Genomic DNA, 14,244 nt, shown 5'->3' on the forward strand with positions numbered 1-14,244 from the left:
AAATACAATGTGTGGAATTGTGGGATTGGTAGGGAAAAAGGAAGTAAAGGTAAAAGATATAGTTGATGGATTACAAAAACTGGAATACAGGGGATATGATTCATCAGGAATAGCATTTTCTCAAAATAATCATATAGAATTAATTAAAGCAACAGGAAAAATATCAAATTTAAAAAAAGAATTAAATAGAGAAATAGAAAAGAATATAAATATAGGAATTGCACATACAAGATGGGCCACTCATGGTGGAGTAACAGATTCAAATGCCCATCCTCACACAGATTGCACAGGGAAGATAGCATTAGTACATAATGGTATTATAGAAAATTTTCAGGATTTAAGAAAAGAATTAATATCTAAAGGACATAAATTCAAATCAGAGACTGATACAGAAGTAATTGCACATTTAGTAGAAGAATATTATGAAGGAAATTTATTTGAAGCAGTATTAAAAACTATTAAAAGATTAGACGGCGCATATGCAATAGGAGTAATTCATACAGACGAAAAAAGAATAGTTTCAGTAAGAAAAGGAAGCCCTTTGGTAGTAGCATATAATGAAGATTACGCATTATTAGCATCTGATATAACACCAATAATAAAATATACAAAAGATGTATATTTTATGAATGATAATGAAATGGCCATTTTAGAACCTGGGAAGATAGAATTCTATAATATAGATGGAGAAAAAATAGAAAAAGAATCAGTCTATATAGATTGGGATGAACAGGCAGCAGAAAAGGGTGGATATGACCATTTTATGTTAAAAGAAATAAACGAACAACCAGATGCATTAAAATCAGCAATAACTGGAAGAATTAAAGATGGAGAACCAATAATAACAGAGATAGATAATCTTAAGGATTTCATAACAAAAGAATTAAAAAAAGTATTTATAGTAGCTTGTGGGACCAGTTATCATGCAGGTTTAACATTTAAATATTTTATGAACAGGTATTCGAAAATTGATGTAGATATAGAAGTAGCATCAGAATTTAGATATATGAATCCTCACGTAGATAAAAACACATTAGTATTGGCAATATCACAGTCAGGTGAAACAATAGATACTTTAGAAGGTATAAGAATAGCCAAAGAAAAGGGAGCAAAAGTAATAACGATAAGTAATGTATATGGTTCAACAATACCTAGAGAGTCTCATGGCGCAATATATATGAATACAGGGCCAGAAATAGGAGTAGCTGCAACAAAAACCTATACAGCACAAATAGCTATATTATACGCATTAGGAGCAAAAATAATTGAATTAACAGAAGGAATAAATGAAGAAATAAAAGAGATATTAAAAGGCATAGAAAAAATGCCGGAAATATATAAAGATGTATTAAAATTAAATGAAAAGATAAAAGAATTATCAAGAGAATATGTAAATTATCAGCATATGATGTATATAGGAAGAGGGTTTGGATATCCAACAGCACTAGAGGGAGCATTAAAATTAAAAGAAATCAGTTATATACATGCAGCAGGATATCAGGCAGGAGAATTGAAACATGGTCCAATAGCATTATTAGATGAACAATTTCCTGTCTTTGCAATAATACCAAAAGATACATTATATGAGAAGATGAAATCAAATTTAATGGAATCTAAGGCGAGAAATGCAAATATAATAGCAATAACAACAAAAGGAAATGATGAAATAAAACAACTAACAAATGAATATATAATGATTCCAGAAACACATGAAGCATTATATCCGTTAGTAATGGCTCCGATTATTCAAATGTTTTCTTATAATGTAGCTGTATTAAGAAAACTGGATCCCGATAAACCTAGAAATTTAGCTAAAAGTGTTACAGTAGAGTAATGGAGGTGAAAATTAGTGAATATAAAATCAGAAGAGGAGATTTTTGAATTAGCAAAAGAAATAGTAAAAACCTTGGATGAAAAAGAAGGTATTGATATAAAAGTTTTGAATATGAAAGGATCTCCATTATTAGTAGATTATTTTATCATTGCTACTGGTAATTCTGAAACACATTTAAATGCTTTAAGAGATGCAGTTGTAGAAAAATTTAAGGAAAAAGGTCATGAATTATTATATTATGATAAAGATAAAGGATATGAATGGGTAATTGTTGATAGTGGTAGTATAGTAGTTCATATTTTTACTGAAAAAGCAAGAGATTTTTATGATCTAGAAGGATTATGGAGTGAAGCAGAAAGGATAAATATTAGTTAAAATAACCTCACACACCGTTATGCAGTTTCCTCGGTGCCTAATGATTATAGGTCGGAAACGTAGGGCGGTGGAGGTAAAAACCAAAAACTCGGAGGTGTTGGTATGGCAGTTATTAGCATGAAACAACTTTTAGAAGCAGGGGTGCATTTTGGTCATAGAACGAGAAGATGGAATCCTAAAATGAAACCCTATATTTTCACAGAAAGAAAAGGTATTTATATTATTGATTTACAAAAATCATTAAAAGCAGTTGAAGAAGCATATGATTTTGTTAGAGAACAAGCAGCTGATGGAAAAGTTATTTTATTTGTAGGTACAAAGAAACAAGCTCAACAAATTATAGCTGAAGAAGCTAAAAGGGCAGGAGCCTATTATGTAAACAACAGATGGTTAGGTGGATTATTAACAAATTTCCCAACTATTAAGAAGAGAATTAAAAAATTGGAAGAATTAGATGAATTTGTAAATTCAGAAGAATTTGAAAATCTACCTAAAAAAGAACAAAGTAAAGTTAAAAAAGTATATGAAAAATTAGATAAAAACCTTGGTGGTTTAAGGGGAATGAAGAAAATTCCTGATTTTATATTCTTAGTTGATCCTAGAAAAGAACAAATTGCAGTGGCTGAAGCAAATATGTTAGGTCTTCCTGTGATAGCATTAGTTGATACAAATTGTGATCCTGATCCAATAGATATAGTAATTCCTGGTAATGATGATGCAATTAGAGCAATAAAATTAATTTCATCAAAAATAGCAGATGCATATATTGAAGGTAGAGAAGGAAGAATGGGTGATGAAGCAGCAAATGAAGAATCAGAAGAAGTAGTTGATGCAGTTGAAGAAGTAACAAGGGCAAAAGTTGAAGCAGAAGAAAAGTATGGAGAAGTTGTAGAAGAAGAAGAGTAATATAAAATTAAATAATAGCTTAAAATCCCGGATTTTCCGGGATTTTATTATAAGATTAGGAGGTGGAATAGTGAAATTTTATATTAAAACTTTTGGATGTCAAATGAATGTAAACGAATCAGAAATCATGACAGGGATTTTAGAAGACGAAGGCTTCGAATGGACAGAAAATCCACAAGAAGCAGACCTCATTATTTTAAATAGTTGTGCTGTAAGGGAAAAAGCTGAACATAAATTATACGGAACCATTGGCCAATATGAAAAAATAAAAAGAAAAAAGAATAATCTTATTATTGGAGTTGGTGGTTGTACAGCAGAAAAAGAAAGAGAAAATATTTTAAAAAGATTTTTAGGAGTTGATTTTGTTTTTGGTACCAGAAACTATATGGATATAAAAGATTTATATGAAAAAGCTAAATTAGGAAAAAGGTTTGCAGATTTTTCTGATAAATTTGATCAAATTACAGCGGATTTACCTAAACATCCATTTAGTAAACATCATGGATGGATTAATATTATATATGGATGTAACAAATATTGTACATATTGTATAGTTCCATATACAAGACATTTTGAAAAGAGTAGACCTATAGAAGATATTTTGAAAGAAGTAGAATACTATAATAACAATGGATATAGAGAAATAACTTTTTTAGGACAAAATGTTGATTCATATGGAAAGGATATTGGAGACAAAAAACCAAAATTAGATATATTAATTAGAGAAGCATCAAAATTCGATTCGATAAAAAGAATATGGTTTTTAACCTCGTATCCAACGGATATAACAGATAAACTAATAGAAGAAATAAGAATCAATGAGAAAGCAGCGAAAAATTTTCATTTACCTGTACAGGCAGGAAGTAATAACATATTAAGAAAAATGAATAGACGTTATACAAAAGAATTTTACCTTGAATTGTTGGAAAAAATTAAAAGTTCAGTTCCGCATGTAACTATTTCTGGAGATATTATTGTAGGTTTTCCAGGAGAGACGGATGAAGATTTTATGGAAACAATTGATCTTGTGAAAAAAGCTAGATATGAAAGATTAAATATTGCAGAGTATTCTCCTAGAGAAGGAACAATTTCAGCAAAATATTTTGAAGATAATATTCCGAAAAGAATTAAAAATAAAAGATTTCAATATCTTATGAATATACAAAAACAAATTAATCATGAAGAAAATGAAAAATATTTAGATAAAATAGTAACGGTAATCCAAGAAAATAGAACCAAATCAGGCGCATATATTGGAAGAACAATAAATAATAAAGTAACAATATTTGAAAGTACAGAGGATTTAATAGGAAAATTTATTAAAATTAAAATTAATAAAATTTCAGCAGGTCCATTATATGGACAAATTGTATCTGTTGAAGGGAAAAAAGATTTTGAAAAAATAAAATCATTTATATAAAAAATATCCCTGGAGTATTTATTCCAGGGATATTTTTTATATAAAGTTCTCTTTAGATAAAAAATCTTTAATAAATTCTATAAATTGTTTTCCAATATTTGGATCAAATTTTTTACCTAAATTTAAATTTATATATTCAATAGCTTCTTCAGGGGTTAATATACCAAAATGTTCGGATGTTGCTGTATGCGTGGCAAGATCAAACCAGTCTATAATACCAATAAATCTTGCCATGTATGGAATCTCTTCTTCTTTTAATTTATCAGGATATCCGCTTCCATCCCAATTTTCATGATGAGATCTAACAACATCCATTGCATACCAAAGTTCTTTTCTATTTGAAAGAAAGATAGATCCCGCAATAGTGTGTTCTAAATCCCATTCTTCAAGATCATAAACACGAGTTTTAGAAAATAGCATTAATTGTTCTATGCCAATCCTACCAACATCATGCAACATGCCCAAATCATAAATTAAATTTATATCTTCCTTTGATTTATTAATATATTCAGCAAATTTTTTACTATAAAAGGCTACTCTTTGAGTATGGCTCATACTGCTTTTTTTGTCTTCCACTTCGAATAAAACAATTAAATTTTTTATAAACTCAGAAACTTCTTTTCTTTTATCCTCTAATAAATATAGAAGTTCAAATGGTTTTTCTTTAAATACAAATGATAATAATGATAACAATATTAACTGAAAATTCTCAATAGAAAATTCTATTGTTAAAATAGGTTGTTGATTTCTTATTAAAAATAATTGTTCATTTTCTAGCAACATGTAAGTTTTTTCTATGTTTACCTTTTTATTAGAGATAATTATTTTTGCATTTTCTATATTAGAAACGTAATCAAAAGTAAAAACATTAAGAATCCCTTTTGATAAACTTGTATTATCATAAATTTTATATTTTTCGAATGACATGTAATATCCTCCTTTGTAAAATTTTCTATATATTTTTAATTATATCATATTATTGAAGAAAATATATCTCTTGACAAAATCAATATAAAAATATATAATATTTTTTGATTGCCGGTGTAGCTCAATGGCAGAGCGGCTCATTCGTAATGAGTAGGTTGGGGGTTCGAGTCCCTTCACCGGCTCCAAAGATTCTCCGTATGGAGAATCTTTTTTATTTGAAAGGGATTATTAAAATGCATACAATATATATTCATTTATATTGACAAAAGAATAACATAAAATAAAAAAATATGTTATAATTATTAAGATGGGAGATGTTAAAAATGAAAATAGAATTTGAAGTTTTAAAGTTTATAAAAAAATATAAAATGTATGAAAATGGAGATAGAGTTCTATTAGGAGTTTCAGGTGGAAGAGATTCCATGGCAATGTTGGATATATTATATAAATTAAAAGATAATTTAGGTATATCCATAGCAGCTGCGCACTTTAATCACTCATTGCGAACTTCTGCTGATAAAGAGGAGAAATTTGTTGAAAAAGAATGTAGAAAAAGAAGTATTCCTTTTTATTCAAAAAAAATAAATGTAAAAGAATATGCTGAAGATAATAAAATGAGTATTGAAGAAGCAGCAAGAGAATTAAGATATGAATTTTTTAATGAAATATTAGAAAATAAATGTTATGATAAAATAGCAATTGCCCATTATTCCAGAGATTTATCTGAAACAGTAATTTACCGATTGACAAAGGGAACAGGTATTTTTGGGATAGGAGGTATTTTACCAATAAATAAAAATGTAACAAGACCGATATTGAGTTTAAATTTTGAAAATCTAGAAAAATATGTTACAATTAACAATGTTAAATATGTTATAGATGAATCAAATTTTGATACCAAATTTGCTCGGAATAAAATAAGGCACGAAATATTACCAAAATTAGAAAAGATAAACGAAAAATATGAAGATGCAATTTTTCGATTTGCTGAAATTACATGGGAATATAGAAATTTCCTTAAAGACATATATGATGAACGTGTTGAATTTAAAGATGAAATATATAAAATTAATATTAAGAAAGATTTTTTAGATAAAGAAATTTTAAGAATGTTATTTTTAAATCTTAATCAATTTCCTCCTTCAAAGGAGGAAATAAATAAGATAGTATCTATGCGCTCCAAAGGTCAAAGAAAGATAAATAATTTATATTTGGAAAAAGATGGGAATTTTCTTTATATATCAAAGGAGGTAAAGTCTCTTGGCAGAAAACAAAAGTCCTAATGATAATAAAAAAAGATTACTTTTAATAGTAGCAACCTATTTTATTATAGGTCTTATAATATTTTTTATTATAAGAGGAATGACGGTTGATACTACAAGCTTAACTATTAGTTATACTGAATTTATGGATATGGTAGAGAGAGGGAAGATTTCTAAGGTAATAGTTAAAGATACTGGAAGTTTGAATGTAAAAACAATAGATGGACAATCATATGAACTTTTTGCCCCAGTAATATTAAGAGATGCGCAATTAATAGATAAATTGACTAAAGAGAATGTAGAAGTGGATTTCAAACAAGATGTGACATCTGGATGGTTATATGGTATATTAAGTTATGTAATACCATTTATTATATTAATTTTTCTTTGGATGTTAATGTTAAGACCTTTAACTGGAAGAGGCCCACAAGGGATGAGTTTTACCAAAAGTCCAGCAAGAAAGTATGATCCTGAAAAAGAAAAGATTACATTTAATGATGTTGCTGGAGTGGATGAGGCGAAAGAAGAATTAGAAGATATAGTTAAATTCCTAAAAAATCCTCAAGCATTTAATAAAATGGGTGCAAGAATGCCAAAAGGTATATTACTAGTTGGACCTCCTGGTACAGGTAAAACACTTATTGCTAGAGCTGTTGCAGGAGAAGCCAAGGTCCCATTTTTCTATATTAGTGGTTCGGATTTTGTTGAATTATTTGTTGGTGTTGGTGCAGCAAGAGTTAGAGATTTATTTTCTCAAGCAAAAGCAAATGCTCCAGCGATAATATTCATAGATGAAATAGATGCTGTTGGAAGGCAAAGAGGTGCAGGTTTAGGTGGAGGGCATGATGAAAGAGAGCAAACATTAAACCAGTTATTAGTAGAAATGGATGGATTTGATCCGAGGGTTGGTATCATTGTTATGGCTGCAACCAATAGACCGGATATTTTAGATAAAGCTTTACTTAGACCTGGAAGATTTGATAAAAAAGTCATATTAGATATGCCAGATGTTAAAGGTAGAGAACAAATATTAAAGATTCATATGAGAGGAAAACCTATTTCTCCAAATGTTGATGTTGAGGTTTTAGCAAGAAGAACACCGGGTTTTTCTGGTGCGGATTTAGAAAATTTGATTAATGAAGCTGCGTTGCTTTCTGCAAGAAAAGGTAAAAAAATTATTGAGATGAATGAATTAGAAGAAGCAATTGATAGAGTAATAGCTGGTCCTGCTAGAAAAAGTAGAATAGTTTCTGAAAAAACTAGAAAAATTATAGCTTATCATGAATTAGGTCATGCAATTGTTGGGGCGTTATTGCCAAATGCAGATCCCGTTCATAAGGTTACAATTGTTCCACGTGGGCATCAAGCCTTAGGTTTTACTTTGCAACTGCCCTTAGAAGATAAATATTTGATGACTAAAGAAGAAATATTAGATAGAATAACAGGAATATTAGGTGGTAGAGCAGCTGAGGAGTTAGTATTTGAGCAAATTACCAGCGGAGCAGCTAACGATTTGCAAAAAGCTACAGAGTATGCAAGGATAATGATATTAAAATTTGGTATGAGTGAAAGGTTAGGACCTATTGCATGGAGCGCGGAAGAAGAAGAAGTTTTTCTTGGAAAAGAATTAGCAAAAATGAAGAATTATAGTGAAGAAACTGCAAACGAAATTGATAATGAAATAAAAAGAATTATAATAGAGTCTTATGATAAGGCAAAAAGCATTTTAAAAGAAAACATAGATAAATTACATGAAATAGCAGATGTTTTACTCGAAAAAGAAACATTGAGTGGAGAGGAATTGAATGAATTGTTGGGTATAGCAAAAAGTGATTCCTCAACAGAGGAGGTGCAAGATGATGGAGGTGATTTGGAAAGAAATTAGTCAATTAGTGGGAAAAGAATATAATTTTTCATTTAGTGTGAATGATGAAAGCTTTTTGTGGTCAGAAAGAGAAGAATATAAAGATTTCCATTTATTATCCACTACAGGGTTATTGGAGGAAATTTTTAGAGCTTCTACGGAGTTATTAGAACCATACATTCCAGATCATGTTGCTGTAGTGTCATCCGCAAAAATAAATCATATAGCTCCAACACCTTACGGATTTAAAGTTTACATTAAACTTAAAATAGTTTATGTAAAAGGAAATAAAATAAAGTTTTTTGCCGAAATTTATGATGAAATGGAAAAAATTGCAGAGACTGAATTTAAGAAAGTTATTGTTAACAAAAAATCTTTGAAAAGAAGAGCAAATGAAAAATCAACAAAATTAATTTAAATTGTGTATATTTGAAGGGAGGAAGAAAAATGGGTAAAAAAGTTATTATGATTATCGAAGACGATCCAGCTATTTCTGAAATGTTAAATTTCAATCTTACAAAAGAAGGTTATGATGTAGTCTTGGCTTCAGATGCCGATGAAGCAGTTAAATTAATCGAAGAAAAAGAGGTGGATTTCTTCATTGTCGATATTATGTTACCAGGTTCAATGGACGGATTCGATTTCATCAGAACTGTAAAAAGCAATGAGAAATTTAAAAACGCTCCTGTTTTAATTTTAAGTGCTAAAGATGATCCTGCAGATAAAGTTGCAGGTTTAGAATTAGGTAGTGATGATTATGTAACAAAACCATTTAATGTAAGAGAATTAATTGCTAGAATAAAATCAATTTTTAGAAGACAACAACAAGCAATGCAAATTAAAGAAGAAGGACCTAAAAAAATTATTGCTAAAGATTTAGAAATTGATACGGAAAGATATGAAGTTTTAATTAGAGGTAACCCTGTTGAATTAACTCCATTAGAATTTGAATTATTGACATTTTTGGCTAAAAATGAAGGAAAAGTATTTAGTAGAGATGTTTTATTAGATAAATTATGGGGTTATGATTATTTTGGAGATACAAGAACAGTTGATGTTCATATAAGAAGATTAAGAACTAAAATTGAAGAAGATCCATCAAATCCAAAATACATTATTACAGTAAGAGGAAAAGGATATAAATTTAGAGATCCTGGTAAAGAAAAATTGGACTATTAAAAAACAAAAAGCGACAGATACTTCTGTCGCTTTTTTGAAATAGGTGATAGAATGTTTTATATGGTAATATTATTGTTATTTCTTATTATCTTATATTTTGTATTTTCAAATTATTTAGAAATAAAAAAAGAAAATAGTAGATTAAAATATTCTATAGCTAAAGTGTTATCCATTAGTGCAAATGACCCTGCTACAGAATACTTGATTCACTCATTGGAAGAAAAAATAAATAATTTAAACAAAAAACTGACTTTTGAAAATATAAAAAGAAAGAATATATATTCAATTTTAAATAATATATCTGAAGCAATTATGTTAGTGAATTTTTCAAATACTTCTAATACTCTCATTTTAGATTACGCAAACAAAAATGCACAAAATCTTTTTATAACTTCAGATTTTCTTGGTAAGACATTATCTGAAATTTTAGAAGATCATAATTTGATTGATATTATTATGAGAAGTTACAAATTAGATCAAAATATAAGTGATGAGATAATTGTGTATAGTCCAAAAAAATCATTCTTTCATTGTGAAATAAAAAAAATATTTTTAGAATCTGAAAAAGATCAAAATTATAGGATAGTAGTTTTAAGAGATATTACAAAAGAGAAAGAAATAGAATTAATGCGAAGAGAATTCTTGACTATAATGTCACATGAATTAAAAACGCCTTTAACTGTAATTCATGGTTATTCTGAAACACTATTAATGAGTGATGAAAAATTGTCACCTCAAGCATTAAGATTTTTAAATATTATAGAAGATGAATCTTCGCGACTAACTCGTCTTATTAATGATTTGTTAGATATTAGCAGATTAGAGAGAAAAGATTATGAATATAATTTTAAAGAAGTTAATCTATCAAATTTAATAAAAAAGATGAATCTAATGTTTGATTCTTTAATAAAAGAAATGGATATAAAAATTTATTTAGATATTGAAGAAAATTTGAAAGTAATTGGTGATGAAGATAGATTAATACAAGTTGTATATAATATTTTAGATAATGCTGTTAAATTTACAAATATTAAAGAGAGTGATGAAAAGAAAATTTATATGCGTTTATATAGTGAGGAAAATGAAGTAATTCTTGAAGTTGAAGATACTGGTATAGGTATTCCTGAAAGGGAAAGAAATAAAATATTTAATTTGTTTTATAGAGTAGACAAATCTAGAACACGTCAAATCCCAGGAACTGGATTAGGTTTATATATAGTAAAACAAATATTAGAAAAACATAGAGCGTATATTGAAGTTGATAGTGAAGAAAATCAGGGAACATTGGTAAAAATAATCTTTAAAAGGAGGATTAATGAAAATGAGGCCGGTAGACATAATTCATAAAAAAAGGAATGGAGAAATAAATACAAAAGAAGAAATAGAATTAATGATTAATGGATATGTAAATGGAGAAATTCCAGATTATCAAATTTCTGCATGGTTAATGGCTATATATTTTAGAGGCATGACAAAAGAAGAAAGATATCATTTAACAATGGTTATGAGAGATAGTGGAGATATAATAGATTTATCAAAAATAGATGGTGTAAAAATAGATAAACACTCAACTGGAGGAGTTGGAGATAAAACAACTTTAGCAGTTGGCCCATTAGTTGCATCTGCAGGGTTAAAAGTTTCTAAATTATCAGGTAGAGGTTTGGGACATACTGGCGGTACAATCGATAAACTGGAGTCAATTCCTGGATTTAAAACAGCTATATCAAAAGATGAATTTTTTAGAATTGCAAATGAAGTTGGAATGGTTGTTGCTGGACAAACAGGTAATATTGCTCCAGCTGACAAGAAAATTTATGCTTTGAGAGATGTAACTGATACAGTTGATGAAATTTCGTTGATTTCAGCAAGTATCATGAGTAAAAAATTGGCAGTTAATTCAGATGGGATAGTTTTAGATGTGAAAGCAGGTAGTGGAGCATTTATGAAAAATGTATCTGAAGCAATAAAATTAGCAAAATCCATGGTTGAAATTGCAGAGTTAAATAATAGAAAAATTGTAGCATTAGTTACTAATATGGATCAACCATTAGGAGATAATGTTGGAAATTCATTAGAAGTACTTGAAGCTATTGAAACTCTAAAAGGCAATGGACCTAAAGATTTTACTGAGTTGTGTATAGAACTCGGTGCAAATATGTTAGATTTATCAGGATTATATGATTATGAGAAAGCTAAAAAAGTATTGAGAGAAAATATTGAGAATGGTAAAGCATTAGAAGTTATGAGAAATTGGATTAAAGCTCAAGGCGGTGATGAAAGAGTAGTGGATAAGCCAGAAGAAATATTGCCAATTTCTAAAAATATCGTAGAATTTAGAGCAGAGAAAAATGGATATATTTCACATATAGATGCTGAAAAAGTAGGTATAGCTTCAATGGTTTTAGGTGCGGGCAGAAAGAAGAAAGAAGATAAAATTGATTTTTCAGTTGGAATTAAAATCTTTAAAAAATTAGGAGCAAAGGTTAATAAAGGTGATGTAATAGCACATCTTTATATTTCGGATGTAAGCAATACAGAAGAAGCTTTAAAATTATTAAATGAATCATATGAAATAAAAGATAACCCTCCAAGCCAAGAAAAAATGAAGTTAATTTATGAAAAAATTTCAGGAGGTAAATATGTATAAGAAAATTATTCTTATATTCATTGTTTTATTTTCATTTATTGCTTTTCCTAAAGCATATTATATAGGTATAACTAAAGAGTCAAAGGAATTATCAAGTATAGAATTTACAGATAAAACATTTATAGATGTGGAAGAAGTTGCAGCTTTTTTTAAGCTGCAACAATTTCCATCTAAAAATATAATATATTTATCAAACCCTGAAAATAACGATATTTTAGAGTTGGATTTAATGAAAGGTACTGCGAGGGTTAATTTTAATATTAATAGATCTTTTTCGTCAGCTGTTTTGGAAAAAGAAGAAAAATTGTATGTATGGATAGATGCACTAAAAGATTTTTTAAATCTTGAATCATTTAATTTAAATGGTAATGTATTTATATACAAAAGTATGCCAAGAGTTATAAAAATAGAATATTCGTTTAGTAAAATAATATTTTCTTTAAGTCATATAATAAATGAAAAAATGTTGAGATTTGATAAAGATGGATTTGTTATTTTCCCTGCTATTAATGAATATCCAGTCCCTAAAGATATTGATTTTAAAATTGTTTCTGATTATGTTATAAAATATAAAATTAATAATTTTGAAAGTTATAAAGTAACAATTTCTAAAAGGAATATAATATTAGATTTAAATGAATCGGATGTTCAAAATTCAGAAGAAAATACATCCTCTCAAGAGGCTACATCTACGAATGAATCAACAATATCTGAAAAAAAAGAAAGTATAACAAAACAAGCATCACCTCTTGAGAAGAAATTAAATGAGATAAAACAGCAAAGCTCTGCTTCAACAATGGATAAAAATACAGAAAAAAATATTTCTGTTGAAAATAAAGAAGTTTTTTATACAGAATTATTGAAAGTAGAAAATAAAATGATTGATTTAAATGGCAGGATTATTCCTGTTCATATTGCAAAAATAGATCCGGAAGAATTTGAAATTAAAGTATTATTTAATCATCTTGGAAAACCTGAAGATGCAGAAGAATTTTTAAATGAAACAAAGCCTTTATTAGCAATAAATGCTGGATATTTTGATGTATCAACATTAGAACCTATTGGTAAAATAATATCTAATGGGAAAATTCAACATATATCTCCTTATATAAGACCTAGTTTTATAATAGATAATTATAATAGGCCTACAATTAAAGATGTTGTAATGGAATACAAAATATATGTAAAAGATGTTCCATTTTGGATAAAAGCAATAAATACTGCTTGGAAAGGTGATGTTAAATTATATACCAGTGAATATGAGGGGATAATTAAGGAAAGCGAAGAAGATTATATATTTTTATTAATAGAAAATGATTACATAGTACATATAGGAAAAGAACGTCCAATTAAAAATCAAAAATTATTATTAATAGATAGAAAGTATTTAAAATATATACCAAATGTTAATGAGGGCGATGAAGTTATTTTTAATATAGATATAAATCAAAAAATATCAATTAAAGAGATGGTTGAAGGCGGCCCATTACTACTTACAGATGATTTGATGCAAGAAGCGTTAAAAGAAGAGAAATTTTCTTATTCATCAAGCCTTATTAATCGAAAAACGCCGAGGACGATAGTTGCAATTAGTGAAGATAATATGGTATTATTTATAGTAGTAGATGGTTATATGGAATCAAATCCAGGTATAAATTATGATGAGGCACAAATTTTATTAGAAAAAATCGGAAATATAAAACAAGCTATGATGCTTGATGGAGGAAGTTCATCAATATTTTATTATAATGGAAAAGTATTAAATTACAGATCTGAAAATTGGAGAAATAAAATTCCTGCCTTTTTGGGGGTATTTAAGAAAAAATAGAT

At 28.2% G+C, this 14,244-nt stretch carries 12 protein-coding genes and 1 tRNA gene; 12 read left to right on the plus strand and 1 reads right to left on the minus strand.

Annotated features, from left to right (window positions below):
* Positions 1-7: 7 nt before the first annotated feature.
* From glmS to miaB, 4 genes are all read left to right on the plus strand, one after another.
* Entirely contained in the window at positions 8-1,834 is a 1,827-nt protein-coding gene (gene glmS / locus ACYQ44_RS00270; protein ID WP_459994478.1) for a glutamine--fructose-6-phosphate transaminase (isomerizing), read from the plus strand.
* A 15-nt stretch (positions 1,835-1,849) separates the two neighbouring features.
* Positions 1,850-2,209: a ribosome silencing factor gene (rsfS, locus tag ACYQ44_RS00275; RefSeq protein ID WP_459994479.1), complete on the plus strand. Its 360-nt coding sequence runs from the start codon at positions 1,850-1,852 to the stop codon at positions 2,207-2,209.
* A 102-nt stretch (positions 2,210-2,311) separates the two neighbouring features.
* Complete coding sequence (rpsB, locus tag ACYQ44_RS00280; protein WP_459994480.1) at positions 2,312-3,115, plus strand: 30S ribosomal protein S2; 804 nt, start codon at positions 2,312-2,314, stop codon at positions 3,113-3,115.
* A 70-nt stretch (positions 3,116-3,185) separates the two neighbouring features.
* The gene (gene miaB / locus ACYQ44_RS00285; protein WP_459994481.1) at positions 3,186-4,535 is read left to right on the plus strand and encodes a tRNA (N6-isopentenyl adenosine(37)-C2)-methylthiotransferase MiaB; all 1,350 of its coding nucleotides are present in this window, start codon (positions 3,186-3,188) and stop codon (positions 4,533-4,535) included.
* A 36-nt stretch (positions 4,536-4,571) separates the two neighbouring features.
* Here the strand turns inward: miaB and ACYQ44_RS00290 are convergent, their stop codons facing one another.
* Positions 4,572-5,462 (minus strand): HD-GYP domain-containing protein, encoded by an 891-nt coding sequence (locus ACYQ44_RS00290; RefSeq protein ID WP_459994482.1) that lies wholly within the window; start codon positions 5,460-5,462, stop codon positions 4,572-4,574.
* A 110-nt stretch (positions 5,463-5,572) separates the two neighbouring features.
* Between ACYQ44_RS00290 and ACYQ44_RS00295 the strand changes: the two genes are divergently transcribed.
* The 8 genes from ACYQ44_RS00295 to ACYQ44_RS00330 all read left to right on the plus strand — a co-directional run bounded on the left by ACYQ44_RS00295 (position 5,573) and on the right by ACYQ44_RS00330 (position 14,242).
* Positions 5,573-5,647 (plus strand) — tRNA-Thr (locus tag ACYQ44_RS00295).
* A gap of 138 nt (positions 5,648-5,785) precedes the next feature.
* Entirely contained in the window at positions 5,786-6,745 is a 960-nt protein-coding gene (gene tilS, locus ACYQ44_RS00300; RefSeq protein WP_459994483.1) for a tRNA lysidine(34) synthetase TilS, read from the plus strand.
* The gene (ftsH, locus tag ACYQ44_RS00305; protein ID WP_459994484.1) at positions 6,723-8,609 is read left to right on the plus strand and encodes an ATP-dependent zinc metalloprotease FtsH; all 1,887 of its coding nucleotides are present in this window, start codon (positions 6,723-6,725) and stop codon (positions 8,607-8,609) included. Before tilS ends, ftsH begins: the two co-directional genes overlap by 23 nt.
* Positions 8,581-9,006, plus strand: a complete 426-nt coding sequence (locus ACYQ44_RS00310) for a thioesterase family protein (protein WP_459994485.1) — start codon at positions 8,581-8,583, stop codon at positions 9,004-9,006. Before ftsH ends, ACYQ44_RS00310 begins: the two co-directional genes overlap by 29 nt.
* A gap of 29 nt (positions 9,007-9,035) precedes the next feature.
* Positions 9,036-9,767: a winged helix-turn-helix domain-containing protein gene (locus tag ACYQ44_RS00315; protein WP_459994486.1), complete on the plus strand. Its 732-nt coding sequence runs from the start codon at positions 9,036-9,038 to the stop codon at positions 9,765-9,767.
* Positions 9,768-9,827: 60 nt separating this feature from the next.
* Positions 9,828-11,114 carry a sensor histidine kinase gene (locus ACYQ44_RS00320; protein ID WP_459994487.1) on the plus strand — a complete coding sequence of 429 codons (1,287 nt, stop codon included), beginning with the start codon at positions 9,828-9,830 and terminating at the stop codon, positions 11,112-11,114.
* Complete coding sequence (locus ACYQ44_RS00325; RefSeq protein WP_459994554.1) at positions 11,089-12,414, plus strand: thymidine phosphorylase; 1,326 nt, start codon at positions 11,089-11,091, stop codon at positions 12,412-12,414. Before ACYQ44_RS00320 ends, ACYQ44_RS00325 begins: the two co-directional genes overlap by 26 nt.
* Positions 12,407-14,242, plus strand: coding sequence for a phosphodiester glycosidase family protein (locus ACYQ44_RS00330; RefSeq protein ID WP_459994488.1), 1,836 nt, complete (start codon positions 12,407-12,409; stop codon positions 14,240-14,242). Before ACYQ44_RS00325 ends, ACYQ44_RS00330 begins: the two co-directional genes overlap by 8 nt.
* Positions 14,243-14,244 lie beyond the last annotated feature (2 nt).

The organism is Marinitoga arctica, assembly GCF_054657315.1.

Excerpts from the sequence above, each read along its gene's own strand:
- ACYQ44_RS00290 (WP_459994482.1), bottom strand. The coding sequence starts at position 5,462 with ATGTCATTCGAAAAATATAAAATTTATGATAATACAAGTTTATCAAAA.
- ACYQ44_RS00310 (WP_459994485.1), top strand. The coding sequence starts at position 8,581 with ATGATGGAGGTGATTTGGAAAGAAATTAGTCAATTAGTGGGAAAAGAA.
- ACYQ44_RS00315 (WP_459994486.1), top strand. The coding sequence starts at position 9,036 with ATGGGTAAAAAAGTTATTATGATTATCGAAGACGATCCAGCTATTTCT.
- ACYQ44_RS00320 (WP_459994487.1), top strand. The coding sequence starts at position 9,828 with ATGGTAATATTATTGTTATTTCTTATTATCTTATATTTTGTATTTTCA.
- tilS (WP_459994483.1), top strand. The coding sequence starts at position 5,786 with ATGAAAATAGAATTTGAAGTTTTAAAGTTTATAAAAAAATATAAAATG.
- ACYQ44_RS00330 (WP_459994488.1), top strand. The coding sequence starts at position 12,407 with ATGTATAAGAAAATTATTCTTATATTCATTGTTTTATTTTCATTTATT.
- rpsB (WP_459994480.1), top strand. The coding sequence starts at position 2,312 with ATGGCAGTTATTAGCATGAAACAACTTTTAGAAGCAGGGGTGCATTTT.
- ACYQ44_RS00325 (WP_459994554.1), top strand. The coding sequence starts at position 11,089 with ATGAGGCCGGTAGACATAATTCATAAAAAAAGGAATGGAGAAATAAAT.
- glmS (WP_459994478.1), top strand. The coding sequence starts at position 8 with ATGTGTGGAATTGTGGGATTGGTAGGGAAAAAGGAAGTAAAGGTAAAA.